The organism is Streptomyces sp. NPDC004610, assembly GCF_040609715.1.
Classification (GTDB): Bacteria; Actinomycetota; Actinomycetes; order Streptomycetales; family Streptomycetaceae; genus Streptomyces.
In genome coordinates this window covers 62,883-87,896 of record NZ_JBEXLA010000007.1, presented here as the reverse complement: position 1 = coordinate 87,896, position 25,014 = coordinate 62,883, and the positions used below count along the sequence as shown (strand labels likewise).

The window sequence follows — 25,014 nt, the reverse complement described above, 5'->3', positions numbered from 1 at the left end:
GTGCCGCTGATCGTGATCGACGGGCCGGCGGGCATCGGCAAGACCACCCTGGTCTCCCGGTGGGTGGCCGGGCGCGCGGACGACTTCCCCGGCGGGCTGCTCTACGCAGACCTGCGCGGCCACACCGAGGAAGGCCCTGCCGCGCCGGGCGAGGTGCTGGGCCGGTTCCTTCGCTCGCTGGGCGCGACATCGGTACCCGCCGACCTCGCCGACCAGCAGGCGCTGTGGCGATCGCGGACGGCGGGGCTGAAGGCCGCGGTGATCCTCGACAACGCGTTCACCGCCGCGCAAGTGCGCGCCCTGCTGCCCGCCGGACCGGGCGGGGCGGTGGTGGTGACCAGCCGCCGCCGGCTGACCGGACTCGTCCTGGACGGCGCGCACTTCCACCACCTGGCCGGGCTCGACGCGGCGCACGGGGTGGCGCTGATCACCCGGGGCATCGGCGCCGACCGGGTGGCGGGCGAACTGCCCGACGTGGAGAGAGTCGTGAGTCTGTGCGCCGGGCTGCCGCTCGCCTTCTGCCTTGCCTCCGCGCGGCTCGCGGCTCGCCCCAGACAGCCCGTCGCGGCCCTCGCCGACGCGCTGGCACCCGGCGCGGAAGGACTGGCGGCGCTCGACATCGAGGGGGAGACAACGGTGAGCAAGGCACTGGACGCGTCGTACGCGGTGCTCAGCAGCGGCTCCGCCCTGCTCTACCGGCGGCTCGGCCAACTGCCGTTGCCCGCCTTCGACGTCCTGGCCGCGGCGGCGGTCTGCGCCGAGTCCTGGCGGTGGGCCGTCCGCGGGCTGGACGAGCTGGCCGAGGCCAACCTGGTGGAGAACATCGGTCCCGACACCTATCGCTTCCACGACCTGGTCCGCGTCCACGCCCGGGAGTTGGGTGCGGCGGACGGCCCGGCTGCCGGCAACGAGGCCCTCCGACGGATCTGCGACTGGTACCTGTGGGTCACGACCGCCGCCGAGCAGCGCCTGACCCCCACCCAGTTCGTACTCCCCCGCGACTACGCGCACACCTTCGCCGCGGCCGAGCCGTTCACCGACGACCCCGGCGCACTCGCCTGGCTGGACGCCAACCGGCACGATCTCATGACCCTGACCCGAACCGCGGCATCGCACGGCTGGCACCGCGTCGCCTGGCAGCTGGTCGACGCCATGTGGCCGTTGTTCCTCCGGCTGCGCCACTACGACCTGTGGATCGAGGCCCACCGGATCGGGCTGGCCGCCGCCCGCGCCGACGGGCATCCGGAAGCCGTGCGGCAGATGCTCAACTCCGGTGCCATCGGACTGAATTCCGCCGGTCATCGGGACGAGTCCGTCGCTTGGTACAAGGAGTCCCTGAACGCCGCCCGCGCCGCCGGCGACGTCAGGGACGCCGGACAGGCGCTGCTCGGTCTGGGCCGCTGCCTCCGCGAGGCGGGCCGGCCCGAGGAGGCCGTGCCCTACCTGGAACGGGCCATCACGGTGTGGGAGGGCTGCGACTACCCGCGCGGTGTCGCCCTCGCCCGCACCGTCCTGGGCGAGATCGCGCTCGACGCGGGCCGGACCGACGCGGCCGAGGCCGCCTTCACCCGGGCCCACCAAGAGCTGCTCGCCGTGGACGACCCGCACGACGCGGCCCGCGCTCTCGCCTATCTCGGGCGGGCACGGGCCCTCGCGGGCGACCACCGGGCCGGCACCGCCCGGATGGAGGAGGCGCTCGCCGTCTTCGCCTCCTCCGGAGCGGTGCACTGGCAGGCCCGCACGCTGGAGATGCTCGGCCACAGCGCACACGAACACGGTGACCGGACCGCGGCCCGGAACCTGTGGACCGAGGCGCTGACCCGCTACGAGGTCACCAGTCCGGGCGACGCCCGCCGACTGCGAGATCTCCTGGACGAGGCGCCGGGCGGGCTCGGGCCGGGGTGACCCCGCCCGCGGCGGGCCCCGCCACCAGGTACGCGTCCGTCAGCGCGGCCAAGGTCCCGCCTGCCACCAGCCAGGCGTGCAGGCAGGAGGGCAGCAGCGGATGCCGGGGCACCGCGGGGGCCAGCAGCACCGGCCGGCTCTCGCGAGGCGTGCGGACCGCCCAGCCGCCCCCCGCCAGGGGAACTGCGACGAGGGCGGCAGCGGGGCACCGCGCGACCAGCATCGCCAGCCGGTGCCCGGCCGTACGGACCGACCGGGGCCGGTTCGCCGTCACCACGTCGGCGAAGGCCGATCGCCGCAGACCCGGGTCGAGGTCGGCGTCCACGACGAAGTGCTCGTCGAGCGCCGCGGGCCCGTCATCCGGGCGACCCCGCCGCGCGAGCAGCAGAAGGCACCGCCCGCCCGCCCGAACGCGCAGCAGCAGCACAGGGGATTCCCCTCCGGAGCAGGACGGCCAGGTGGCGCCCGCCCCCGACGCGGCCCGCTCCAGCACCGAGAACCCCGACCCGAGTGCCCCGGGAGCAAGCGGCCCCGCAGGCACTGTCCACGCGTGGACCGTGACGAAGGCGCTCATGCCGCCCCCCGCCAGGGCCCCGTGAGCGTCCCCAAGGAGGGGGGATCCGGCAAGAGGCCGGTCACCGGGCTGTGGGCGGGTTCACCCAGATCCATCACCCGGTACATCAACCGCCGCATGTTCCGGGCGAAGCGCCCCGGTTCGGACGTGATCCGCGCGGCGATGGCCGCCCGCTCCTCCGTGCGCCGCTCGGCCGCGGTGTACTCCAGCTGTTCCAGCAGCGGGTGGCTCGCGGACAGGGCCGGCGCGGCTTGTGCGAGGGCGGCGGCAGGTGACGCCGGGTTGATCTCCTCCTCGGGGGAGCCGGTCATCAGCAGCGCCGCCTCGGTGAGCGTCCCGTACAGCGTCACGGAGCCGTGGTCACCGATGATCCAGTCCGCCGCGATCAGCACGCTCCGCCAGTCCGCCTCGGGCGGCACGAGCGCCATCCCCGCCTCCCGGCAGCGTGGGAGCCACGCCCGTACCTGCCAAGCGCTGTGCCGTGACCAGACATTGGGGTGCATGAGCAGGGCGGTGCGGTACGTCTCGCCGGGCAATTCGAACATCAGCCGCGGCAAGAGGGCCTCGAAGCGCGCGAAGGTGGACTGCGGGCCCCAGGTGGAGACCGGCACCACCAGCTTCTGCCCCGGTTGCAACCCGAGCGCACGCCGGTAGTGACGGCGCAGCGGCAGGCTCGCGACGATCAGATCGTGCACCGGGTCACCGACGACCTCGGCGTACGGCAGCGCCTCGGGGCAGTGCCGCGCCAGCTCCGCCAGTTCCGCCTGGTGGGGCAGCACCACCGCGGCCGGGGCCCGCCCCGCAGGCAGCAGGTCGGAGCGGCGCATCCCCGCCACCCCGTTCGTGTCGGCATCCCGCAGGCCCGTCACCCGCTTCAGGTAGGCGGCGCCGTGCGGCATGGTGATCAGCGGCGCCCGCACATGCTCGACGCCGCCCCGCCCGGCGGCCAGCGCGAGATCGAACTCCGTGCGCACGGCGTCCTGCCAGGGCAGCACAGTGCAGCCCAGCCGCGCGAGGAAGGCCGGTACCTCGCGCCCGAAGACGTGCGGCGGCGCGGTGAACACCACCTGGATCCTGAAGTCCCCTTCCACGTGGGAAAGTACGTCGATGAGCCGCTTCGCGTAGGTGACCGTGTGGGCCACCGCGAGCACCGTCCTGCGCTCGACAACCGTCCGATACTGGCGCGCTACCGCTCCTGCTTGTGATTCCATCGTCCCCAACGCCGACACGACGTCCCCCAGTCATCTCCATGCGCGGGCCACCCCGCCGCCTCCGGGGACATGCCCGACAGTCCGGACGAAACCCTTGCCAAGCCCTTGCAAGAAGCTTGCAGACTCCGGGCAGACACCCACGGGAGCGGAAAACCGGTTTCGCCGGATCACACCTCGCGAGCCCAGGGGACAGGGCTGTCACCTGCTCGGTGGCGTGCCCTGACACCACTTCTCCCCACATGATCAGCGTCCCGCGCGACCTCGAACTACCTATACGGATAAGGGGATTTGGCGTCGGCATCCTCCATAGATGACGATGATCTTCCTGTTCCTGATCACCGGTCTGAAGGGTCCCCCTCTCCGTGAGCCACCGCGCACTACACTCCGCCCTGCTCGGCATAGCCATAGTGGGGGCAGTGGCCCTGGGATCCACGGTCGGCGCCCAGGACGCCGCCGCGGCCACACCCTCGACCGTCCGTACCGCCACCCTCACCCCGGCATCGACGGCCACAGCCGCACCGCGGCCCACCGCCTGGCGGAGCGACGCGTTCCCGGCCCCCACCGCCGTCCACACCCCCCGTGCGCCGAGGTCCGCGTACAAATGCATTCTCATCTGACCGACCCCCCTCACTACCGCCGCCACGGCGCGACGCCCCTCACCCCGCCGCCGACGCCGGCCTGAAGGCGATCCAGGAAACACTCGGCCACTCCTCCCGGAAGCCGATCTCGCCATCGATCGAACCTGCGTCCGCCCACGCACCGCCCACGCAAACGGCCCCGGACAAGAAGTCCGAGGCCGAATAGCGCGCCACCCAAGAACAAAATCCCAGGTCAGCAAGGTGCACACAGAGCCCCCTGTCGGATTCGAACCGACGACCTTCGCTTTACAAGAGCGGCGCTCTGACCAGCTGAGCTAAGGAGGCGTACGCGGGCGTGTGTCGCGCGTGCCCGTGCAGTGTACCCACCTCCCGCCCCGCCCCCGTCGAAAATTTCCGCGAAGTTCACAGGCCCCGGACTACTGACAGAACAGGTGAACGGAAGGTACCGTCCACATTCGGTCCACGTGTCGTGGGCCGCGCTACACCTTCCACAACGGATCGTCCGGCACGTTCCTGCCGGTAGAAGGGGGCTTCACAGCCATGGCCACTGTTACGTTCGACAAGGCGACCCGGGTCTACCCGGGCTCCGACAAGCCCGCCGTCGACGCGCTGGAGATCGCGATCGAGGACGGCGAGTTCCTCGTTCTGGTCGGCCCGTCCGGTTGCGGCAAGTCCACCTCGCTCCGCATGCTCGCGGGGCTTGAGGATGTCAACGGCGGCGCCATCCGCATCGGTGACCGCGATGTCACCCACCTGCCGCCCAAGGACCGGGACATCGCCATGGTGTTCCAGAACTACGCGCTGTACCCGCACATGTCCGTCGCCGACAACATGGGCTTCGCCCTGAAGATCGCCGGCGTCAACAAGGCGGAGATCCGGCAGAAGGTCGAAGAGGCCGCGAAGATCCTCGACCTCACCGAGTACCTGGACCGCAAGCCGAAGGCGCTCTCCGGCGGTCAGCGCCAGCGCGTCGCCATGGGCCGGGCCATCGTCCGGGAGCCGCAGGTCTTCCTCATGGACGAGCCGCTGTCCAACCTCGACGCCAAGCTCCGCGTCTCCACCCGTACGCAGATCGCGTCCCTCCAGCGCCGCCTCGGCATCACCACCGTCTACGTCACCCACGACCAGGTCGAGGCCATGACGATGGGCGACCGGGTCGCCGTCCTCAACAAGGGCATCCTCCAGCAGGTCGACTCGCCGCGGAACATGTACGACCGCCCCGCCAACCTCTTCGTCGCCGGCTTCATCGGCTCCCCGGCCATGAACCTGGTCGAGGTCCCGATCACCGACGGCGGCGTGAAGTTCGGCAACAGCGTGGTGCCGATCGACCGTGACGCGCTCTCCGCCACCACCGACAAGGCCGTCACCGTCGGTGTCCGCCCCGAGCACTTCGACATCTCCGGCCCCGAGTCCGACGAGGGCCTCGCCGTCACCGTCAACGTCGTCGAGGAACTCGGCGCCGACGCCTACGTCTACGGCACCGCCAAGCTCGGCGACACCTCCAAGGACCTCGTCGTCCGCGTCAACGGCCGTGACGTCCCGGAGAAGGGCAGCCAGCTCAACGTCGTCCCGCGCTCCGGCGAGACCCACGTCTTCTCCACCTCCACCGGCGCCCGCCTCTCCGACTGAGCCGCAGGTCAAACAGGGCTGTGCGGCACCACACCTGAGGTGCCACCCGCCACAGATTGACGGAAACGACCCCGCAAACCCCCTGCGGGGTCGTTTCCGTTCGCTCAGACTGTCGAGCAATACCCCGGCATACGAGACATTTCGAGCACCGTACGTCAACCTCGTACCCAGAAAGAGGCACCACTTCATCCCCCAAATTGGTGACTAAATGTCGCCAAATCATCACCGGGCGCTACCCTCACTCGCGTGAAGCACTCCGTGAAGCACTCCACTGATGAAGCGGCGCGCCGCGGCCGGGGACCCGCCCGCCGGATCGGCCGCTCCCTCGCCCTTGTCCTGCCCGTCGTCCTGGTGCTCTCCGGGACCCTCGCGGTCACCCGCGTCAGCTGGTCGGGCAGCCCCGACGGCGGCGCGGTGCTCACCGCCTCCGACGCCTCCGTCTCCGACGCCAAGCCGGCCGCCCCCCGCGCACCCCACGAGGTCCTGCGGGACAAGCTGCTCACCGAGGTCCAGGAGAAGGACCCGGGCGTCGCCCTGACCCACCTCCAGGAGGCCGTCAACGGCCGTCCCTCGCTCGCGAAGCACTGCGCCTCCATCGCCCGCGCCCTGGGCCGCGCCGCGGTCCAGATCTACGGCCCCACCCGCGCCCAGTCCTTCGCCCGCCCCGTCTGCGACACCGCCTACGCCACGGGGGTCATCGCCGCCCACGGCTGACCCGGCACCGGCACCAGCAGCGGAAGCGACCCGGCGTCACAGCGGCCCCCGCCCCCGCTGTGACGCCCGCCCGCGCGGTCATGCCCGCCCCGTACAGTGCGGGCATGACCGATCCCGGCCCCTCCTCCCGTCCCACCGCCGCCTCCCGCCCCGTCCAGGCCGTCGTGCTGGCCGGGGGCCAGGGGTCCCGGCTGCGCCCCTACACCGACGACCGGCCCAAGCCGATGGTCGAGATCCCCGGGACGGGGACGCCGATCATCGGCCATCAGCTGGCCTGGCTCGCCGAAGAGGGCGTCACCGATGTGGTGATCAGCTGCGGCCACCTCGCCGATGTCCTCGAACGGTGGCTGGAGAGCGCCGAACTGCCCCTGCGGGTCACCACCGCCGTGGAGACCGAGCCGCTCGGCCGCGGCGGCGCCCTCCGGTTCGCAGCCGCCCGCCTCCCCCACCCCGACCGGCCCTGGTACGCCACCAACGGCGACATCTGGACCCGGTTCTCGCTGCGCGACATGGCCGACTTCCACGCCGAGCGCGACGCCGTCGCCACCCTCGCCCTCGCCCGCCCCCGCATCCCCTGGGGCGCCGTCCAGACCGACGGCTTCGGGCACATCACCGACTTCATCGAGGCCCCTCCCACGCAGTACGAGATCAATGCCGGTGTCTATGTCTTCGCGCCGGAGTTCGCCGCGATGCTGCCCGAGCAGGGAGACCATGAGCGGACCACGTTTCCGCGTCTCGCGCGTGAACTCCGCCTCGCCGGGTTCCCCATTCCGCAGGGCGCCTATTGGCGGGCCATCGACACCGCGAAGGATTTGAGCGAGGCCGCCAAGGAGCTTGCCGCACTGGGGCGTTGAGGGAACAGAGGGCCCCCGACGGGCCTATCGGCCGCGCTCATCCAGGAATGCCCGGCCATCATCGGTGCATCCCCCTCCCTCCCCGCGGAATTCCCGGTCGGAAACCCGGAGAGGTCCGAGGGAGTCCGAGAAAAGCAAAAAGAGTACGGCCCCGCCTTCCCCATCCGGGAAATGCGGAGCCGTACTCGGCGTCCTCGTGCGTCTCGCCGTTTTGGTCAGCCGGAGGGCGGGTCCAGGAGGTCGCCCACCGGCCCCTCTACCCCAACAGGCCGCCCACCAGTCCGGGCTGGCCGGACGAGGAGGAGGTGCCCTCGTCGGGGGCGCCGCCGGGGGCTCCCGACGTGCTCTCGGGCGGGGCACCGGCGGGGCCGCCGGACGCGGGGCCGGTGGTGGTGCTGGGCGCCTGCTGCTCCGGCGTCGGCGGCTGCTGGGCCGGGGCCTGCTCGCCGCCCGCGCCCTGCGTCTGACTGGGCGCGCCCCCCGTCGTCGTACCGGTGTCCTCGGTGGCGCCCGGCGTGGTGGCCGCGCCCGCCGTGGGCGCCGCCGAGGTGGCGCCCTGCGTCGGGGCCTCGGAGGAGGCGGTCGGGGAACCGCTCGCCCGCCGCTCGCCGGACTCGCCCGGCAGCCGGGAACCCGGCAGTTCGTTGCGCGGGGCCTCGCCCGGCCCCGGCACGACCACCCGGTCGGAGTCCCGGACCGCACCGCCCAGCAGCGAGCCGACGAGCAGGGTCAGGCCGATGACGACGGCCGTGACCAGCGCGCCCCGGCGCAGTACATAGCGGCGCAGATCCCACAGGTCGGCCCGGGGGCCGAGCCGGCGCCAGGCACCGCCCGCGAGCCGCCCGTCCACGGAGTAGACGGGGGCGCCCGCGATGATCAGCGGCGACCAGGCGGCGAGATAGATGATGTCGGGGGTGTCGTAGACCGGGACGCTCTTCCAGCTGACGGTGACCAGCAGCGCGGCGGAGAGCAGTGCCCCGCCGACCGCGGCGACCCGCTGCCAGCAGCCCAGCACCGTGAGGACTCCCACGATGACCTGGAGGAAGGCGATCACCAGGCCGGAGCCGACCGGGTGCTCCAGGGCGAACTGGCGCAGCGGCTCGGCGACCTGCCAGGGGTGCAGGGTGTTGAGCCACTTCACCATGGAGCCGCGCTCGCCGCCGTCGAAGTAGACGGGGTCGCACAGCTTGCCCATCCCGGCGTAGATGGAGATGAAGCCGAGGAAGATGCGCAGCGGGAGGAGGACGACACCGAGGTTCATCCGGCGGCCGGGGTAGTACGCGTGCCGGGCGGTGTCGTCGCCGTGCCGCCGGACGCGGGTCTCGGCGGTGGACTCCGGGTCGTCGTAGTCGTCCTCGAAGTCGTCCGCGTAGTCGTCCGCCGGGTCGCCCTCGGCGGGGTAGCGGGAGTCGTCGTAGGGGGGGTCGTCGTCGATGCTGCCGACCGTGCGCATCTGGGGCAGCAGCCGGGGGCCGTCGCCGCCGTGGGTGCGCTGGGGGCCGACCACGGGGGTCTCGACGGTCTGGGTCAGTCCGTCCTCGTCGTAGGGACCGTAGGGGGCCTGCCGGGGGTGTCCGGTGGCGGGGGCTTCCACGCGCTGGATGACCTGGGTGGAGCCGGTGTCGGTGAGGGGCTCGTCGGGGTGGCGGACGCCCGCGGTGCGTACGGCCTGGAGCAGCCGGTGGGCGCCGGTGTCGTCGGGGGCCGAACGGCCGCTCCAGACAACGGGGCGGCGGCGGGACGCGCCACCTGCCGCTCCGGCTCTGCCCGCGGGGGCGCCGGCGGGGATCCGCCCCGTGGCCTCGCCCCCGGGGCGGGGCCCGCGCGGCGGCTGGGGGCGCCGCGAGGACGCGCCCAACTGCACGCGGAAGCTGGCGTGATTGACGATGACCTGGGCCGGATCGCTCGGCACCTTCACCATGCTCAGCGCGGGGGCGTCGTCGAGCCCGGAGTTGAATCCGGAGCCGGAGCCGAATCCGGAGCTGAACCCCGACGAGCGGTCTCCCGTGGGTGTGCGGGGTGTTCTGGTGTCCACACTCATCTAACCGAGTGATGTGTGTTTAGGACACTGCTTTGACCCGCCGGATCTGTCCGGACCCCGTCAAGCTTGTCGGGGACGCCGGATTCGACCCGGACGGGTGGGCGGACGCACGCGCGTTCAGCTCCGGGGCGTCCGGGCCGCTCAACTCCGGCGCCGCGCCGCCTCGTAGAGCACGATCCCGGCCGCGACGCCGGCGTTCAGCGACTCGGCGCCGCCCGGCATCGCGATCCGGACCCGGATGTCGCAGGTCTCGCCGACCAGCCGGGACAGGCCCTTGCCCTCGCTGCCGACGACGATCACCACCGGTCCGTCCAGCGCCGCCACCTCGCTCAGCTCGGCCTCACCGTCGGCGGCCAGCCCGACGATCACGATCCCGGCCTTCTTGTACGCCTCCAGCGCCCGGGTCAGATTGGTCGCCCGCGCGACCGGCGTCCGGGCCGCCGCCCCCGCCGAGGTCTTCCACGCCCCGGCCGTCATCCCGGCCGCCCGCCGCTCCGGTACGACGACACCATGGCCGCCGAAGGCGGAGACGGACCGGACGACGGCTCCGAGGTTGCGCGGGTCGGTGACCCCGTCCAGGGCGACGATCAGCGGGTCCTGACCGGCGTCGGCGGCCTCGGCGGCGAGGTCCTCGGGGTGCGCGTACTCGTACGGCGGGACCTGGAGGACGAGGCCCTGGTGGTTGAGCCCGTTGGTCATCCGGTCCAGCTCGGGGCGCGGGGCCTCCATCAGGTGGACGCCACCGCGCTCGGCGGCGAGCTGGAGCGCCTCGCGGACCCGCTCGTCGTTGTCGATGAACTGCTGCACGTACAGCATCGTCGCGGGGACGCCCTCGCGCAGGGCCTCGACCACCGGGTTGCGGCCGACGACCAGCTCGGAGGTGGACCGGCCGCCGCCGCGGCGCTGCGGGGTGCGGCTCGTCGCCCGCCGGGTCTTGGCCTGCGCGGCGCGCTGCTTGGCGTGCCCCTTGCGCATCTCGGCGGGCGGGGTGGGGCCCTTGCCTTCGAGGCCCCGGCGCCGCTGGCCGCCACTGCCGACCTGCGCGCCCTTCTTGCCGGACATGCGGCGGTTGTTAGCGGCCATGATCTACCTGCCTAGGGAATCGGGTACTGCGGAGTTCTCTGGTGCAGTGTGCCGTCCGGACGGGCCGGCGGCATCTGCGGGGACGGTGGTGCTCAGCGGGGGCCGAGGGTCCAGCGCGGGCCCTGCGGGCCGTCCTCGATGGCCAGCCCGGACTGGTTCAGCCGGTCGCGGATGGCGTCGGCGGTCGCCCAGTCCTTGCGCCCGCGCGCCGCCTCCCGCTGATCGAGCACGAGCCGGACGAGGGTGTCGACGACGCCGTGCAGATCCTCGCCCCGGTCGGCCTCCCCGGCCCACTGGGCGTCCAGCGGGTCCAGGCCGAGCACGCCGAGCATGGCGCGGACCTCGGAGAGCCGGGCGACCGCGCTCTCCTTGTCGTCGGCGGCCAGCGCGCTGTTGCCCTGGCGGACGGTGTTGTGGACGACGGCGAGGGCCTGGGGGACGCCCAGGTCGTCGTCCATCGCCTCGGCGAAGGCGGGCGGCACCTCGGCGGCGGGCTCGACGGGGCCGCCGGCCAGCTCCACCACGCGCTGCACGAACCCCTCGATCCGCGCGAACGCGGACTCGGCCTCGCGCAGGGCCTCCTCGCTGTACTCGATGGTGGAGCGGTAGTGCGGGGTGCCCAGGTAGTAGCGGAGGACGATCGGGCGCCAGGTCTTGACCATCTCGCTGACCAGCACCGAGTTGCCGAGCGACTTGGACATCTTCTCGCCGCTCATGGTGACCCAGGCGTTGTGCACCCAGTAGGCGGCGAAGTCGTCGCCGTAGCCGCGGGCCTGGGCGATCTCGTTCTCGTGGTGCGGGAAGATCAGGTCGATGCCGCCGCCGTGGATGTCGAAGGCGGGGCCCAGATACTTGTGGGCCATCGCCGAGCACTCCAGGTGCCAGCCGGGGCGGCCCCGGCCCCACGGGGTCTCCCAGCTGGGCTCGCCCGGCTTGGCCGCCTTCCACATCGCGAAGTCGCGGGGGTCGCGCTTGCCGGTCTCGCCGTCCTCGGCGGGCTGGCGCAGTCCGTCCAGGTCCTGCCGGGAGAGGGAGAGATAGCCGGGCAGGGAGCGGACGTCGAAGTAGACGTTGCCCTCGGCCTCGTAGGCGTGGCCTCGGTCGATCAGGCCGCGCATCATCTCGATCATCTCGGTGATGTGGCCGGTGGCGCGGGGCTCGTAGGTGGGCGGGAGGCAGCCGAGGGCCTCGTAGCCCGCGTTGAAGGCGCGCTCGTTCTCGTAGCCGATGGACCACCAGGGGCGGCCCTGTTCGGCGGATTTGCGGATGATCTTGTCGTCGATGTCGGTGACATTGCGGATGAACGTCACCTCATAGCCGCGGTGGTCGAACCAGCGGCGCAGGATGTCGAAGTTCAGTCCGGAGCGGATGTGCCCGATGTGCGGGGCCGCCTGCACGGTGGCACCACAGAGGTAGATCGAGACACGGCCCGCTGTGAGCGGGATGAAGTCACGGATCTGCCGGGCGCTGGTGTCGTACAGGCGAATAGTCACGGGTCCAGGGTAGTGGGCGGTGGATGGTGGGTGGCGCCGTACCGGGGAACGGCGGGCGGGCGGTGGCTCAAGGGGGCTCAAGGGGGGCTCGGCGGGGCTCAGGGGTGACTCGGGAGGGGGCTGCTCAGGGGGTTCGGACGACCAGGGCCGTGGCGATGGCCAGGAGGCCCTCGCCGCGGCCGGGGAAGCCGAGGCCGTCCGTGGTCGCGCCGGAGACCGAGACCGGGGCGCCGGCCGCCTCGGTCAGCAGCCGCTGGGCCTCGTCGCGGCGCTTGCCGATCTTCGGGCGGGGGCCCACCACCTGGACGGCGACATTGCCGATGGTGAAGCCCGCCGCGCGGACGATCCGGGCCGCCTCGGTCAGCAGGGTCACCCCGGAGGCGCCGGACCACTCGGGGCGGCCGGTGCCGAAGTGCTGACCGAGGTCGCCGAGACCGGCGGCGGAGAAGAGGGCGTTGCAGGCCGCGTGGGCGACGACATCGGCGTCGGAGTGCCCGGCCAGCCCGGGGCCCTCGTCCTCCCACTTCAGACCGGCGCACCACAGTTCGCGGCCGTCCTCGAAGGCGTGGATGTCGGTGCCGATCCCGACCTGGGGCAGGGGGAAGGGGAGCGCCTCAGAAGCCATCGTTGAGCCTCCGGCGGGCGAGGACCGCCTCGGCGAGAACCAGGTCCAGCGGGCGGGTGACCTTGAACGCCTCCTCATGGCCGGGGACGACCACAACGGTGAGGCCGAGCCGCTCGATCATGCCGGCGTCGTCGGTGACCTCGCCGGTGACCGTGTCATGGGCGCGGACGAGGGTCTCGCGGTCGAAGCCCTGCGGCGTCTGGACCGCCCGCAGCCGGGCCCGCTCGGGCGTGGCGACGACGGGTTCGGGGTCGCCGGGGGTGTCCGCGGGCGCGACCTCCTTGACGGTGTCGGCGAGCGGCAGCGCCGGGACGACGGCCGGGGCGCCTGCGCGGACCGCCTCGATCACGCCGTCCACGGTGTCCACCGGGACCAGGGGGCGGGCGGCGTCATGGACCAGGACGACGCCGTAGCCGGGGGGCAGGGCGTCCAGGCCGAGCCGGACGGACTCCTGGCGGGTCGCGCCGCCGGGGACCACCAGGAAGTCGGTGCGGTCGGGCAGGGCGTGCGTGTCGAGCAGCGACTTGACCTCGGCGGCCCCGTCGGGCGGGGCGACGACGATCACCAGGGAGACATGGTTGGAGGCGGCCATCGCACGCACGGCGTGGATGAGCATCGGGGTGCCGCCCAGCGCGCGGAGCGCCTTGGGTGCCCCCGGACCGAGCCGTACGCCCCGGCCGGCGGCCGGGATGACCGCGGCGGTACGGACTCCTGCGGGCGAAGGGCGCGAAACGTCAGACATCGGTTCCTGTCAGGTTTGTGTGCTCGGCCTAGTTGGGTATGGCCACATCGTGCCGGGCACGTGCCCCTGACCGGACCCTTCCGTGACCCTGGTCGAGGCGGTTGCCCGAGCCCGGCACGCACAGTACCGGGGGAGAAATCCTCCGGCGTACGGCGCGTGCGCCGGGCGAGCCCGGTGCGGGGTGCGGGTCGGGTGGTCGTGGGTGATTCCCGCGGCGTCCGTCCGGTGCCCCGGGGCTTCGGCTCAGTGTCGGGGTGGCACCGCGCCCCGGGTACGAACATGCCGCAGCGCCCGGCGACTGCAAAGACGTCATCGGGCACCGCGGCATTTCGGTGTACGGGCTGACCGAGCGGGCTCGGTTCCCGGGTCAGGAGGCGAGGACCTCGTCGAGCAGCGCCTCGGCCTTGTCCTCGTTGGTGTTCTCCGCGAGAGCCAGCTCGCTCACCAGGATCTGGCGGGCCTTGGCGAGCATCCGCTTCTCACCGGCGGACAGTCCACGCTCACGCTCACGACGCCACAGGTCACGCACGACTTCCGCGACCTTGATGACATCGCCGGAGGCGAGCTTCTCCAGGTTTGCCTTGTAGCGACGGGACCAGTTCGTGGGCTCCTCGGCATACGGTGCGCGCAGCACCTCGAAGACCCGGTCCAGCCCGTCCTGACCGACCACATCACGTACGCCGACGAACTCCGCATTGTCCGCTGGCACACGTACCGTCAGGTCACCCTGGGCGACCTTCAGCACCAAGTAGGTCTTGTCCACGCCTTTGATCTGGCGAGTTTCGATGGCCTCGATCAGCGCGGCCCCGTGATGGGGATAGACCACGGTGTCGCCAACCTTGAACGTCATGTGACAGGTACCCCTTCCGTGGCTATCCAGGGTAACACGGAAACGGCGGGTTCTGAATGGCGTTTTCGCAGGTCAGGGCACATCTCGGGGCTTGACAACAGCGACCGGAACGTGCTTCGCCGGGTCCCCGGAACAAGGTATTCGCAGGTCGGAGGGGCTCTCCGGGACGAGAGAAACCCGCACGTTACACACATCCGGAGGCCCCGCCAAGCGGCCGAACGTCCGCATATGTCCGCCTTCATCTGCTCGACTTCCGCTACTCCGTTCGATACGGCGGGTCGTGTACGAGACGATTCCGGAATTGATCACCGGGTCTGATCGAGACACTCGTTGATCCATTTCCGGATGTCCGGCGGCCGGTCCGGCACCCCGGTGTTTGAGGGTGGTTTCCCCGACCGTTTCCCCGGGGGTTTCCCGAGGGGTTTCCCTTCCCCGGAACCTTCACGGGAAATTGGCGCCCGGACCGCCCCGGATATGCGCGCCGGTATGTCCGGAGGGCTTATGTGAATGGCGGACGAGTTGCGGACGAGTTGCGGGGCGACGGGCGCGTTACAGAAGTGGCGGATGAGGCGCAGGTGTCTTCCGATGTCCGGTGAGATGTCCGGTGAAAGGAACCCGGGTGGGTCTTCGCGAGCGACTCGAAGGGGTTGGGGGGAGGGTCGGGTGCGGCCCGGCGGGAACGGCTCGGTAACCTGAGGCCGCTGACAGATCCTTAGGGCGGCAGTCACCAGAAATGCCGCCCCTGTGTTCAAGGAGTTGCCGCCGCCGTGAGCAGCAGCCTTCGACGCGGCGCCCTCGCCGCTTCCGCCCTCGCGTTCTCGATCGCCACGCTCGCCGCCTGCGGCGCCGGAAACAATGCGCAGACCCTGCAGATCGTGCCGGACAACGCGGCCACCAGTGTCGGTGACATCAAGATCCAGAACGCCATCGTCATCACCCAGCCCGAGGCCGGTGCCTCCGGTCCGGCCGCCGTCTCGGCGACCCTCTTCAACACCGGCCGCTCGGCGCAGACCCTGGACTCCATCGCCGTCGAGGGCCATGGCAACGCCGAGATCTCACCCGCGACCGGCAACGGCCCGCTGACCGTGCCGGCCGGGGGTTCGGTGATCATCGGCGGTGCGGGCAACGCCTCCGCGGTGCTCACCGACGGCGAGGGTCTGGTCGACGGTGACGCCCAGCCGGTCACCTTCACCTTCAGCAGCACCGGCGAGGTCGGCCTCCAGGCGTTCGTCGTCCCCGCCGAGAGCTTCTTCTCCAGCTGGGGCCCGAGCGCGGTCCCGACGCCGTCCGCCTCGGCCTCCACCTCCGCCTCGCCGGGCGATGAGGCGAGCGGTGCGGCGTCCGGGGAGCCCAGCGGGGAGCCGTCCTCCACCGAGTCCGGTGGATCGGGCACGCCGGGTGACGCGGCCTCCGGGTCGGTGCCGGAGGAGACCCCGGCCGGCGACTGAGCCCGGTGGGCGGGCGCGGGACAGCGATGTGACAGCGAAGGGCGGGGCCTCCCTGAGGGGGCCCCGCCCTTCGTCACTGTCCCGGTGGCGCGGGTGCGGTCTACGGCTCGAACTTGTAGCCGAGGCCGCGGACCGTGACCAGATAGCGCGGGGCGCCCGGGTCCGGCTCGATCTTGGCGCGCAGGCGCTTGACATGGACGTCGAGGGTCTTGGTGTCCCCGACGTAGTCGGCGCCCCAGACGCGGTCGATGAGCTGCATCCGGGTCAGGACGCGGCCCGCGTTGCGCAGCAGCATCTCCAGGAGGTCGAACTCCTTGAGCGGGAGGTCGACCTTGGAGCCGGAGACGGTGACCACATGGCGGTCCACGTCCATCCGGACCGGGCCGGCCTCCAGGGCAGCGGGGGCCACCTCCTCGGGCTCGCCGCGGCGGCGCAGGACGGCCCGGATGCGGGCCACCAGCTCCCGCGAGGAGAACGGCTTGGTGACATAGTCATCGGCTCCTATTTCGAGCCCGACGACCTTGTCGATCTCGCTGTCCTTGGCCGTCACCATGATGACCGGGACATTGGACCGGCCGCGCAGCTGGCGGCAGACCTCGGTACCCGGCAGGCCGGGCAGCATCAGATCGAGGAGGACGAGGTCGGCGCCGTTGCGCTCGAACTCGTCGAGTCCGTCGGGCCCGGTGGTCGCGACGGCGACCTCGAAGCCCTCCTTGCGGAGCATGTACGACAGGGCGTCGGAGAAGGACTCCTCGTCCTCGACGACGAGCACTCGGGTCACGGAAGGACCTCCGGGGCGGAAAGCGTCTGGTACGCGGGTGAGTCGGGGGCTGGATGGGATCGGGCGTGGGACGAACCCGCGGACTGCCCGGCCTCGTCGAGAGCGGGGGTGTGCTGCTGCTGCGCCCGGTCGCGGGCGACTCCCGCCTCCGGCAGCCGCAGGGTGAACGTGGAGCCCTGTCCCTCGGAGCTCCACACCGTGACCTCCCCGCCGTGCGAGGCGGCCACGTGCTTGACGATCGCGAGACCGAGGCCGGTGCCTCCGGTGGCACGGGAGCGGGCCGGGTCCACGCGGTAGAAGCGTTCGAAGATACGCTCCTTGTCCTTGTCGGAGATGCCGATGCCCTGGTCGGTGACGGCGATCTCGATGGCGTCGCCGCCCCGGGCGCCGATCCGGCGGGCGGCGATGCCGACGCGGGTGCGGGCGGGCGAGTAGTTGACGGCGTTCTCCACCAGGTTGCCGAGGGCCGCGGCGAGCTGGCCGCGGTTGCCCCAGACATGCAGGTCGGTGGTGCCCGCCCGGCGCCCGCCACCCGCGAAGGATGGCACTTCGGGGCCCTGGATCGCGGCGGCCATGGTGATCTGTTTCGAGCCGGCCGCGTGGCGGCAGCGGTCGATGGCCTCGGCGACCAGTTCGTCCACCCGGACCGGCTCGGCGTCCTCCAGCGGGTCGTCGTTCTGGACGCGCGAGAGGTCGATCAGCTCCTGGACCAGATTGGTCAGCCGGGTCGCCTCGATCTGCATCCGCCCGGCGAACCGCTGCACCGCCTCCGGGTCGTCGGAGGCGTCCATGACGGCCTCGGACAGCAGGGAGAGGGCGCCGACCGGGGTCTTCAGCTCATGGCTGACATTGGCGACGAAATCGCGCCGGACGGCCTCTATGCGGCGGGCCTCGGTGAGGTCCTCGACCAGCAGCAGCACCAGCCGGGAGCCGAGCGGGGCCACCCGGGCGGAGACGGCGAGAGCCTCACCGCGGCCGGTGCCACGACGAGGCAGATCCAGTTCGACCTGGCGTATCTCTCCGTCGCGGCGGGTGTCCCGGGCCATCTGGAGCATGGGTTCGACGGCGAGCTTGCCGCCGCGCACCAGTCCCAGGGCGTAGGCGGCGGAGCTGGCCTTGACCACGGCGTCGCCCTCGTCGAGGACGACGGCCGAGGAGCGCAGGACCGACAGCACCGTGTCCACACCGGGCGGGAGCACCGGGTCGGTGTGCAGGGACGTGCGGGTCGGGCGCTTCAGGTCGCGCTCGCTCCAGCGGAACGCCAGCATGGCGATGACGCCGGTGAGCACACCGGCGATCGCTGCCGCTGCGGCAACCGCCGCGTTCACGTCCATGCCCCCAGGTTAGGCATGGGGTACGACATGCCCACAGCCATCGGCGGTCCACCTCGAACACTCGTCGCCCAGAGTTCACCTTGGAGCCAGTATCGGTTCATTTGGGGTGGCCGATTCCGACGCGTACGCGGTCGAGGGTGACAGCGTGGGGTCCACGGTGTCTGATGCGCCACAGGGACACGGACGAGGGCACCCCCCGGACGACGGCGTGTGATGCCGTAGGGCAAGGTCAAAACCCTGGCCCCGAACCCCTGGAACGACGTACGAGAGGGAACCGAAGATGCGGGACGCGTACCACGAGGAACTCGACTCGATCAGTGACAGCCTGGTCGAGATGGCCCGGCTGGTCGGGTCGGCTATCGGACGCGCCACCACGGCGATCCTCGACGCCGATCTGAAGCTGGCCGAGAGCGTCATCGAGAACGACAAGAAGATCGACGAACTCCAGCACGATCTGGAGGCCCGGGCGATAGACCTGCTGGCGCGGCAGCAGCCGGTCGCCACGGATCTGCGGATCGTCGTCACCTCCCTGCGGATGTCCGCCGACCTGGAGCGCTCCGGCGACCTGGCCCAGCATGTGGCCAAGCTCACCCGGCTGCGGTTCCCGGAGCGGGCCATCCCGCACGATCTGCACTCCACGATCCTGGAGATGGGCCAGCTCGCGCAGCGGCTGATGGCGAAGGCGGCGGAGGTGATCATCACCAAGGACGTCGATCTCGCGATGCAGATGGAGACCGACGACGACGCGATGGACCTGCTGCACCGCACGCTCTTCCAGCACCTGATGGACGACCGCTGGAAGCACGGCATCGAGACCGCCGTCGATGTCACCCTGCTCGGCCGCTACTACGAGCGCTTCGCCGACCACGCGGTCGCCGTCGCCAAGCGCGTCGTCTTCCTGGTCACCGGTGAGCACGCGGACGAGCTCCAGCCGGACGCGCAGGCGGTGCCCGGGGTGGAAGGCGCGTAGGCGGGCGGACCGGGCGCATAGGCACCCGGCATCTCCCATTCCGCCGGGGGCGCGCGCAAGCATCGATGCGCCGTTGATGCGACCGCGGGAGGGGGCGTCCAATGGGCACAGGTACGTGCCCCCAGTCCCCCAGGGAGGGACCCATGGCCGATTCCCCCAGCACCCCGCCCGACCCCACCCAGGGCCACCCCACCGAACAGCCGGCCCGGCCGCTCGCCCTTCCCCTGATCGCGGCCTGCGGCTGCGGTTCGGGCTGCGGCTGCGGCTGCCAGCAGGGCAACCCCTGTCAGTGCGGGTGACCCCACCTCATCACCGCCGCTCCATCACGAAGGGCCCGTACTCCGGTACCGGGCCCTTCGCGCGCTCCCGGTCCGGTCGCCCCGGCGGGGCGGGAGGCGGACGATGGAGTGAGGAGCGCGGTCATGAGGGGAGTTGTGGATCATGGCCCAGTACATGGACGTCCACCATGGGATGAACGGCATCACGGCCGATCAGCTGCACCAGGCCCATCAGGCCGACCTGGCCGCCGAGGGCGCGGAAGGGGTCCACTTCCAGCGCGCCTGGGCGGACCCGGAGTCCGGCACGGTCTACTGCCTGTCCGAGGCACCCTCCGCCGAGGCGGTGCAGCGCGTCCACGAACGCGCGGGGCATCGGGCGGACGAGGTCCATGAGGTGCCGCTGTCGGTGTAGCGCGCGGGAACGGGACATGCCCCCGGTTCGCGCTGTGCGCGCGGGTCGGGGGCATGGTCGCGGAGGCTACGAAGGCTTCGAGGGCCTTGGGGGCTTCGACGGCCTCGGGGGCCGGGGGGCCTACTTCTTCTTGCCCTGGTTCTTGACCGCCTCGATCGCCGCCGACGCCGCCTCGGGGTCGAGGTAGGTGCCGCCGGGGTTGAGGGGCTTGAAGTTGCGGTCGAGGTGGTAGGCGAGGGGGATGCCGGTCGGGATGTTGAGGCCCGCGATATCGGCGTCCGAGATGCCGTCCAGGTGCTTGACCAGGCCGCGCAGGCTGTTGCCGTGGGCGGCGACCAGGACCGTGCGGCCGGTCAGCAGGTCGGGGACGATGCCGTCGAACCAGTACGGGAGCATCCGCTCGACGACGTCCTTCAGGCACTCCGTGCGCGGGCGCAGCTCCGGCGGGAGGGTGGCGTAGCGGGCGTCGTCGAACTGGGAATACTCGGCGTCGACGGCCAGCGGCGGGGGCGGGGTGTCGTAGGACCGGCGCCAGAGCATGAACTGCTCCTCGCCGAACTCGGCGAGGGTCTGGGCCTTGTCCTTGCCCTGGAGGGCGCCGTAGTGGCGCTCGTTCAGCCGCCAGCTGCGGTGGACCGGGAGCCAGAGGCGGTCGGCGGCTTCGAGGGCCAGCTGCGCCGTGCGGATCGCCCGCTTCTGGAGGGACGTGTGGACCACGTCGGGGAGCAGGTCGGCGTCTTTGAGCAGCTCACCGCCGCGGACCGCCTCCTTCTCACCCTTCTCGGTGAGGTTCACGTCCACCCAGCCGGTGAACAGGTTCTTCGCGTTCCACTCGCTCTCGCCATGGCGGAGGAGGATCAGCTTGTACGGTGCGTCGGCCATGGGGTCGAGCGTAATCGAAGGGTCGCGCGCCCCGCGCGGGCCGCCCGCACCGCGGACGCGGCGGCGGAGCGGTCTCGGACAGTTGACGGGAATTGTTAATCCGCTCGATTCCGGGGGTCCGGCGATCGTAAGGTCTGCTTGCCGGGAGTGCCTCTTACATCGCCGTGCCTCTCACATCGCTTCCCGGTCGGCGTGACCTTCTCATCGCGGCTTCGGCCATCAGTGTCCTCGGGGGGATCCTCTTGTCCGTCGCCGCCGTCAGAGCTGCCGGAGTTGTCAGAGCTGTCAGACGTGCCCTGAGCGAGACCGTCTCCGGTCTTCCGCGTGAGTTCTGGTGGCTGTGGACCAGCACCCTGGTCAACCGGCTCGGTGCCTTCGTCGCCACCTTCATGGCGCTCTATCTGACCCTGGAGCGCGGCTACTCCGCCTCCTACGCCGGTCTGGTCGCCGCCCTCTACGGCCTCGGCGGGGTCATCTCCTCCCTCGGCGGCGGGGTGATGACCGACCGGCTCGGGCGGCGGCCCACCCTGGTCATCGCGCAGGGCTCCACCGCCGTCTCCGTGGCCCTGCTGGGCTTTATGCAGCACCCCGTGGCCATCGCCGCCGTGGCCTGTCTGGTGGGCGCCACCTCCAACGCCTCCCGCCCGGCCGTGCAGGCGATGATGGCCGACATCGTGCGGCCCGAGGACCGGGTGCGGGCCTTCTCCCTCAACTACTGGGCCATCAACCTCGGCTTCGCGATCTCGGCGGCCGGGGCCGGGTTCATCGCCGAGTTCAGCTATCTCGCCGGGTTCCTGATCGAGGGCGCGATGACCGCCGTCTGCGCGGTGCTGATCTTCATCAAGCTGCCCGAGTCCCGGCCCGAGCGGACCGCGAAGGAGGCCGCCGCGCACGACGCCGTCGGCCTCGGGACGGTGCTGCGCGACGGACGGTACATGGGGGTCGTCGGGCTGTCCTTCCTGATCGCGCTGATCTTCCAGCAGGGGGCCGTCGGGCTGCCGGTCGCCATGGGCGCCGCCGGGTTCACCCCGGCCGACTACGGCATGGCCCTCGCCGTCAACGGGGTGCTGATCGTCGCCCTCCAGATCCCCATCACCCGGCTCATCGAGCATCGCGACCCGCGCCGGCTGCTGGTGGTGTCCTCGCTGCTCGCCGGGTACGGGTTCGGGCTGACCGCGTTCGCCGGGTCGGTCGGGGTGTTCGCGCTGACCGTCGTCGTCTGGACCCTCGCGGAGATCGTCAACGCGCCGACCCAGACCGGGCTCGTCGTCCGGCTCTCCCCCACCCATGGGCGCGGGCGCTACCAGGGGATGTACACCATGTCCTGGTCGGTCGCCGGGCTGATCGCCCCGCTGATGTCCGGCTTCGTCATCGACCGCTGGGGCGCGGACTGGCTGTGGGGGCTGTGCGCGGTGCTGGGCATGGTCACGGCGGCCGGGTACGCGGCGCTGATGCGGGCCCTGCCGGAGGGGGAGCCGGCTGCCGTACCCGCCGCCGCGCCGGCCGCCGCCGGGGTCAGTACCGGCTAGGGATCACGGATTCACGGGTGCATCCGCGCGCCCTTCACCACCTTGTCCACCCCGTTCCTCGGGCCGTACACCGCGAGGCCCACCAGGTCCAGGTCCGCCGTGCCGACCGCGCGGACGGCGGCCCGGTTGTCGCGGTCATTGCCGGTGGTGAAGAGGTCGGCGGTGAACAGGGCGCGCGGCAGCGCACGGGCCAGGGCGCGGGTGTGGGCCGCCCGGAGTGTCTCCCCGGTGCCCTCGAAGACCAGCACCGGCTGCCGGAACATCCGCAGATAGGCGATCTGGTCCGCGTCCGCGTAGGGCTCGCCGATCACCTCGGGGAGTTCCGTGCCCAGGCCGCTGACCAGGAACGCGGTCACATTCAGCCGCTGCCAGGTCGCCAGGTCGTCCCGCAGCAGGACGGCGATCTTGGTGTCGAAGCGGACGTCGGCGATATCGGAAGCGCTCATGACCGGCAGCCTCGCCGCTGGGCCGCCGGACGGTCTTGTACGTTCTTTGCATGGCCCCTTCGCGGCAGGACGCCACCGTCTCCGCCTGGCGCCCGCCGGTCCCGGGCGTCGTGGAGGTCTTCCACGCCCATTTCACCGCGTACGCCTATCCGATGCATGTCCATGAGGCGTGGACGCTGCTGATCGTGGACGACGGGGCCGTCCGCTACGACCTGGAGCGGCACCGGCACGGCACCCCCGGCGACACCGTCTCCCTGCTGCCCCCGCACATCCCGCACAACGGCTCCCCCGCCACCCCGGGCGGCTTCCGCAAGCGGGTGCTGTACCTGGACTCCTCCCGGCTGCCCGAGGAGCTGATCGGCGCCGCCGTCGACGGGCCCGATCTGCGGGATCCGCCGCTGCGGCGCCGGGTCGGGCAGTTGCACACGGCGCTGGCCCGCCCCGGTGAGGAACTGGAGGCGGAGAGCCGGCTGACCTTCGTCGCCGAGCGGCTCGGCACCCTGCTGCGCCCCCGGTCCGCCGTCGTCGCCCCGGGCACCGGCCCGGCGCCGGCCCGGCGGCTGCGTGAACTCCTCGACGCCCGGGTGACCGAGGGGGTGGGTCTGGCGGAGGCGGGCGCCCTGCTCGACGCCCACCCCGCCCATCTCGTACGGGCGTTCAGCGCCGCCTACGCCATCGCCCCGCACCAGTATCTGACCGCCCGCCGCGTCGAACGGGCCCGTGCGCTGCTGCTGGCGGGGGCACGTCCGGCGGACGCGGCGAGCGGCACCGGGTTCTACGACCAGGCGCATCTGACCCGGCACTTCCGGCGGCTGGTGGGGGTGACCCCGGGCCGGTATCAGCGCAGCGCGCGCTGAGCGTCGTACAGGTTCGGCGGGTGTACGGCGCCGGTGGTGCCGTACAGCTCCAGGCGGGAGTTCAGGTCGCCGGTGAAGTCGGGGACGTCGATCTGGTCGAACTCGCGGACCTCGTTGATGCCGACGGTGGCGGAGTACGGGGCGAGGCCGTCGATCTTCATCAGGCCCGCGCGGCCGTTGGTGACGCGGATGTTCCAGTGGGTGAAGCGGGCGCCGAAGAGGGGGCCCGCGATGGCGTCGCCGCCGTGGCGGCCGTTGTTCTCGACGGTGATGTCGGTGCGGACGTTGGCGAAGGGCAGGCCGCGGTGGCTGTCGAAGGTGCCCATCTCCATCACGCCCCGCGACCAGACGTTGTAGGAGGACAGGCCCTCGACATTGATGCCGTGGAGCTGGGTGCCGGGCGGGGCGGGGGTGGTGCGGCGCTCGACGGTGAAGTCCTCGATCAGATTGTCGTGCGAGCCCTCGCGGCAGAAGTAGGGGTGGTGGACGCCCCGGCCGGCGACCCGGGTGCGGCGCAGGGTGCAGGCGGAGGCGGCGACCAGCCCGAACCCGTTGTCGACATGGCGGACGGTGACGTCGTCCACCCAGCAGTCGTAGGCGCATTGCAGGGTGACGCCGTTGTACCCCTTGTCGAGGAGGTGGGGTTGCTGGGGGGTCTGGACCGCCTCCAGGGTGAGCGCCTCGACGCCGGAGCCGGTGAGGGCGGGGACATGGGTGGTGAGGCGGGGGTTCCACTCGGGGCGGGTGTCGAGCGGAAGGGGGCGTTCCAGGGTGACCCGGCGGCCCTTGACCCGGGTGATCCTTACGGGCCACTCGTAGGGGACGTAGGAGGTCAGCTTGGTCATCGCGGGCCAGTCGTAGGCGTCGGTGCCGGGGCCGTCGCCGCACATGTGCTTCAGGAGGGAGTGGGCGGGGTCGTCGGCGAGCTGGAGGAGGACCAGGTCGCCGGGGCGCAGGGGGCGGGGGTCGGTGACGGTGACCGTGCGGTCGCCCTGGCGGGCGGGGGCGACGGCGGTCAGGGTCCGCCATGCGTCGCGCTTGTTGCCGGTCCAGCCCTCGAACGGCCAGGCCCTGGCGCGGATCGCGGCGGTGAGGGAGGCGTAGCGGGCCTCGGGGGCGAGCCAGATCAGACCGCCCGCCCAGGACCAGGACGACTTGTCGCCGCCGTAGCGGGAGCCGTAGACGCCGATCAGCTCGGTGAGGCTGCGGGTGGCGAGGAGGGTCGTCCGGGTGCTGCCCGCGCCGCGCAGGACGACGTCGGAGTGGCCGAGGCGGATCACGTCGTCGATACGGAAGGTGCCGGGCGGGACGGTGACCGTACCGCCCCCGGCCGCGCCCGCGGCGGCGAGGGCGCGGTTGATCGCGGGGGCGGAGTCGGTGGTGCCGTCGGGGACCGCGCCGAAGTCGCGGATGTCGGCGACGACGCGGGGGCGGGGGAAGCGGGGCGCTCCCGCGCGGTGACCGGCCTGGGCTATGTAGGGGATCTGGGGGTGGGTGTGGGGGGTGTGGGTGAATTCGCGCCAGAGGGTGGGGGGTTGGGGGGTCGGGTTCTGGGTCTGGGGGGTCGGGATCTGGGGGGTGGCGGGTGAGGTGGGGGGTGGGGTGGTGGGCTGGGTGCCGGGCGCGGGTGCGGGTGCCGCGAGGGCGGTGGCGGGGTGGGGGGTGAGGGCGGTCGTCGCGGCGACGGTGATCGCCGTGCCCAGCAGGGTGCGTCGGGTGATGCCGTCGTGCGCGTGGCCCATGCTCGTCCGCCCTTC

Annotated in this window: 24 protein-coding genes and 1 tRNA gene; 11 read left to right on the top strand and 14 right to left on the bottom strand. The window is 71.9% G+C overall.

Annotated features, from left to right (window positions below):
* Window positions 1-1,905, top strand: coding sequence for a tetratricopeptide repeat protein (locus ABZX40_RS09830; RefSeq protein WP_355734155.1), 1,905 nt, complete (start codon window positions 1-3; stop codon window positions 1,903-1,905).
* Here the strand turns inward: ABZX40_RS09830 and ABZX40_RS09825 are convergent.
* Window positions 1,832-2,479 (bottom strand): hypothetical protein, encoded by a 648-nt coding sequence (locus ABZX40_RS09825; protein WP_355734153.1) that lies wholly within the window; start codon window positions 2,477-2,479, stop codon window positions 1,832-1,834. The genes ABZX40_RS09830 and ABZX40_RS09825 overlap by 74 nt on opposite strands.
* Window positions 2,476-3,690: a hypothetical protein gene (locus tag ABZX40_RS09820; protein ID WP_355734151.1), complete on the bottom strand. Its 1,215-nt coding sequence runs from the start codon at window positions 3,688-3,690 to the stop codon at window positions 2,476-2,478. The genes ABZX40_RS09825 and ABZX40_RS09820 overlap by 4 nt, the downstream gene beginning before the upstream one ends.
* A 416-nt stretch (window positions 3,691-4,106) precedes the next feature.
* Between ABZX40_RS09820 and ABZX40_RS09815 the strand changes: the two genes are divergently transcribed.
* Window positions 4,107-4,307, top strand: coding sequence for a hypothetical protein (locus ABZX40_RS09815; RefSeq protein WP_355734149.1), 201 nt, complete (start codon window positions 4,107-4,109; stop codon window positions 4,305-4,307).
* A 232-nt stretch (window positions 4,308-4,539) separates the two neighbouring features.
* Here the strand turns inward: ABZX40_RS09815 and ABZX40_RS09810 are convergent.
* Window positions 4,540-4,613: transfer RNA gene (locus ABZX40_RS09810), tRNA-Thr, on the bottom strand.
* Window positions 4,614-4,829: 216 nt separating this feature from the next.
* Here ABZX40_RS09810 and ugpC point away from each other — a divergent pair.
* The 3 genes from ugpC (at window position 4,830) to ABZX40_RS09795 (ending at window position 7,486) form a co-directional block, all read left to right on the top strand.
* Complete coding sequence (gene ugpC, locus ABZX40_RS09805; protein WP_355734146.1) at window positions 4,830-5,918, top strand: sn-glycerol-3-phosphate ABC transporter ATP-binding protein UgpC; 1,089 nt, start codon at window positions 4,830-4,832, stop codon at window positions 5,916-5,918.
* Window positions 5,919-6,176: 258 nt separating this feature from the next.
* A complete protein-coding gene (locus ABZX40_RS09800; RefSeq protein WP_355734507.1) occupies window positions 6,177-6,632 on the top strand; it encodes a hypothetical protein in 456 nt (151 codons plus the stop codon).
* A gap of 104 nt (window positions 6,633-6,736) precedes the next feature.
* Window positions 6,737-7,486, top strand: coding sequence for a nucleotidyltransferase family protein (locus tag ABZX40_RS09795; protein ID WP_355734144.1), 750 nt, complete (start codon window positions 6,737-6,739; stop codon window positions 7,484-7,486).
* A 256-nt stretch (window positions 7,487-7,742) separates the two neighbouring features.
* Here the strand turns inward: ABZX40_RS09795 and ABZX40_RS09790 are convergent, their stop codons facing one another.
* The 6 genes from ABZX40_RS09790 to ABZX40_RS09765 form a co-directional block, all read right to left on the bottom strand.
* A complete protein-coding gene (locus tag ABZX40_RS09790) occupies window positions 7,743-9,527 on the bottom strand; it encodes a DoxX family membrane protein (protein WP_355734142.1) in 1,785 nt (594 codons plus the stop codon).
* 141 nt (window positions 9,528-9,668) lie between these two features.
* Complete coding sequence (rlmB, locus tag ABZX40_RS09785; protein WP_355734139.1) at window positions 9,669-10,610, bottom strand: 23S rRNA (guanosine(2251)-2'-O)-methyltransferase RlmB; 942 nt, start codon at window positions 10,608-10,610, stop codon at window positions 9,669-9,671.
* Between the two features lie 92 nt (window positions 10,611-10,702).
* On the bottom strand, window positions 10,703-12,103 hold the full coding sequence (gene cysS, locus ABZX40_RS09780) for a cysteine--tRNA ligase (protein WP_355734136.1): 1,401 nt from the start codon (window positions 12,101-12,103) through the stop codon (window positions 10,703-10,705).
* A gap of 124 nt (window positions 12,104-12,227) precedes the next feature.
* Window positions 12,228-12,728: a 2-C-methyl-D-erythritol 2,4-cyclodiphosphate synthase gene (gene ispF, locus ABZX40_RS09775; protein WP_355734133.1), complete on the bottom strand. Its 501-nt coding sequence runs from the start codon at window positions 12,726-12,728 to the stop codon at window positions 12,228-12,230.
* Window positions 12,718-13,470 (bottom strand): 2-C-methyl-D-erythritol 4-phosphate cytidylyltransferase, encoded by a 753-nt coding sequence (ispD, locus tag ABZX40_RS09770; RefSeq protein ID WP_355734130.1) that lies wholly within the window; start codon window positions 13,468-13,470, stop codon window positions 12,718-12,720. The genes ispF and ispD overlap by 11 nt, the downstream gene beginning before the upstream one ends.
* 367 nt (window positions 13,471-13,837) lie before the next feature.
* Window positions 13,838-14,320, bottom strand: coding sequence for a CarD family transcriptional regulator (locus tag ABZX40_RS09765; protein WP_003953493.1), 483 nt, complete (start codon window positions 14,318-14,320; stop codon window positions 13,838-13,840).
* A 767-nt stretch (window positions 14,321-15,087) separates the two neighbouring features.
* On the opposite strand from ABZX40_RS09765, the gene ABZX40_RS09760 reads away from it, so the two are divergent.
* Window positions 15,088-15,768, top strand: a complete 681-nt coding sequence (locus ABZX40_RS09760; RefSeq protein ID WP_355734127.1) for a DUF461 domain-containing protein — start codon at window positions 15,088-15,090, stop codon at window positions 15,766-15,768.
* A gap of 100 nt (window positions 15,769-15,868) precedes the next feature.
* On the opposite strand, the gene ABZX40_RS09755 is transcribed toward ABZX40_RS09760, so the two are convergent.
* Both ABZX40_RS09755 and ABZX40_RS09750 read right to left on the bottom strand, forming a co-directional pair.
* Entirely contained in the window at window positions 15,869-16,549 is a 681-nt protein-coding gene (locus tag ABZX40_RS09755; RefSeq protein WP_073941673.1) for a response regulator transcription factor, read from the bottom strand.
* Window positions 16,546-17,883 carry an ATP-binding protein gene (locus tag ABZX40_RS09750; RefSeq protein WP_355734124.1) on the bottom strand — a complete coding sequence of 446 codons (1,338 nt, stop codon included), beginning with the start codon at window positions 17,881-17,883 and terminating at the stop codon, window positions 16,546-16,548. The genes ABZX40_RS09755 and ABZX40_RS09750 overlap by 4 nt, the downstream gene beginning before the upstream one ends.
* A gap of 280 nt (window positions 17,884-18,163) precedes the next feature.
* Between ABZX40_RS09750 and phoU the strand changes: the two genes are divergently transcribed.
* From phoU to ABZX40_RS09735, 3 genes are all read left to right on the top strand, one after another.
* Entirely contained in the window at window positions 18,164-18,853 is a 690-nt protein-coding gene (gene phoU / locus ABZX40_RS09745; protein ID WP_355734123.1) for a phosphate signaling complex protein PhoU, read from the top strand.
* 143 nt (window positions 18,854-18,996) lie between these two features.
* Window positions 18,997-19,152, top strand: coding sequence for a hypothetical protein (locus ABZX40_RS09740; RefSeq protein WP_355734121.1), 156 nt, complete (start codon window positions 18,997-18,999; stop codon window positions 19,150-19,152).
* Window positions 19,153-19,294: 142 nt separating this feature from the next.
* Window positions 19,295-19,543, top strand: a complete 249-nt coding sequence (locus ABZX40_RS09735; RefSeq protein ID WP_355734119.1) for an SCO4226 family nickel-binding protein — start codon at window positions 19,295-19,297, stop codon at window positions 19,541-19,543.
* Window positions 19,544-19,663: 120 nt separating this feature from the next.
* Here ABZX40_RS09735 and ABZX40_RS09730 read toward each other — a convergent pair whose 3' ends face one another.
* Complete coding sequence (locus ABZX40_RS09730; RefSeq protein ID WP_355734117.1) at window positions 19,664-20,425, bottom strand: phosphoglyceromutase; 762 nt, start codon at window positions 20,423-20,425, stop codon at window positions 19,664-19,666.
* Between the two features lie 242 nt (window positions 20,426-20,667).
* Between ABZX40_RS09730 and ABZX40_RS09725 the strand changes: the two genes are divergently transcribed.
* Window positions 20,668-21,954: an MFS transporter gene (locus ABZX40_RS09725; protein ID WP_355734116.1), complete on the top strand. Its 1,287-nt coding sequence runs from the start codon at window positions 20,668-20,670 to the stop codon at window positions 21,952-21,954.
* Window positions 21,955-21,965: 11 nt separating this feature from the next.
* On the opposite strand, the gene ABZX40_RS09720 is transcribed toward ABZX40_RS09725, so the two are convergent.
* Complete coding sequence (locus tag ABZX40_RS09720) at window positions 21,966-22,400, bottom strand: DUF2000 domain-containing protein (protein ID WP_355734115.1); 435 nt, start codon at window positions 22,398-22,400, stop codon at window positions 21,966-21,968.
* Window positions 22,401-22,450: 50 nt separating this feature from the next.
* On the opposite strand from ABZX40_RS09720, the gene ABZX40_RS09715 reads away from it, so the two are divergent.
* Window positions 22,451-23,257, top strand: a complete 807-nt coding sequence (locus tag ABZX40_RS09715; protein WP_355734112.1) for an AraC family transcriptional regulator — start codon at window positions 22,451-22,453, stop codon at window positions 23,255-23,257.
* Here ABZX40_RS09715 and ABZX40_RS09710 read toward each other — a convergent pair.
* Complete coding sequence (locus ABZX40_RS09710) at window positions 23,239-24,999, bottom strand: glycosyl hydrolase family 28-related protein (RefSeq protein ID WP_355734109.1); 1,761 nt, start codon at window positions 24,997-24,999, stop codon at window positions 23,239-23,241. The two genes, ABZX40_RS09715 and ABZX40_RS09710, sit on opposite strands and share 19 nt — an antisense overlap.
* Window positions 25,000-25,014: the final 15 nt, after the last annotated feature.

Bases quoted from the DNA above. Each gene is read 5' to 3' on its own strand.
- ABZX40_RS09825 (WP_355734153.1), bottom strand. From the start codon at position 2,479: ATGAGCGCCTTCGTCACGGTCCACGCGTGGACAGTGCCTGCGGGGCCG.
- ABZX40_RS09820 (WP_355734151.1), bottom strand. From the start codon at position 3,690: ATGGAATCACAAGCAGGAGCGGTAGCGCGCCAGTATCGGACGGTTGTC.
- ugpC (WP_355734146.1), top strand. From the start codon at position 4,830: ATGGCCACTGTTACGTTCGACAAGGCGACCCGGGTCTACCCGGGCTCC.
- ABZX40_RS09795 (WP_355734144.1), top strand. From the start codon at position 6,737: ATGACCGATCCCGGCCCCTCCTCCCGTCCCACCGCCGCCTCCCGCCCC.
- ABZX40_RS09790 (WP_355734142.1), bottom strand. From the start codon at position 9,527: ATGAGTGTGGACACCAGAACACCCCGCACACCCACGGGAGACCGCTCG.
- rlmB (WP_355734139.1), bottom strand. From the start codon at position 10,610: ATGGCCGCTAACAACCGCCGCATGTCCGGCAAGAAGGGCGCGCAGGTC.
- ispF (WP_355734133.1), bottom strand. From the start codon at position 12,728: ATGGCTTCTGAGGCGCTCCCCTTCCCCCTGCCCCAGGTCGGGATCGGC.
- ispD (WP_355734130.1), bottom strand. From the start codon at position 13,470: ATGTCTGACGTTTCGCGCCCTTCGCCCGCAGGAGTCCGTACCGCCGCG.
- ABZX40_RS09765 (WP_003953493.1), bottom strand. From the start codon at position 14,320: ATGACGTTCAAGGTTGGCGACACCGTGGTCTATCCCCATCACGGGGCC.
- ABZX40_RS09750 (WP_355734124.1), bottom strand. From the start codon at position 17,883: ATGGACGTGAACGCGGCGGTTGCCGCAGCGGCAGCGATCGCCGGTGTG.
- phoU (WP_355734123.1), top strand. From the start codon at position 18,164: ATGCGGGACGCGTACCACGAGGAACTCGACTCGATCAGTGACAGCCTG.
- ABZX40_RS09740 (WP_355734121.1), top strand. From the start codon at position 18,997: ATGGCCGATTCCCCCAGCACCCCGCCCGACCCCACCCAGGGCCACCCC.
- ABZX40_RS09735 (WP_355734119.1), top strand. From the start codon at position 19,295: ATGGCCCAGTACATGGACGTCCACCATGGGATGAACGGCATCACGGCC.
- ABZX40_RS09730 (WP_355734117.1), bottom strand. From the start codon at position 20,425: ATGGCCGACGCACCGTACAAGCTGATCCTCCTCCGCCATGGCGAGAGC.
- ABZX40_RS09720 (WP_355734115.1), bottom strand. From the start codon at position 22,400: ATGAGCGCTTCCGATATCGCCGACGTCCGCTTCGACACCAAGATCGCC.
- ABZX40_RS09715 (WP_355734112.1), top strand. From the start codon at position 22,451: ATGGCCCCTTCGCGGCAGGACGCCACCGTCTCCGCCTGGCGCCCGCCG.
- ABZX40_RS09710 (WP_355734109.1), bottom strand. From the start codon at position 24,999: ATGGGCCACGCGCACGACGGCATCACCCGACGCACCCTGCTGGGCACG.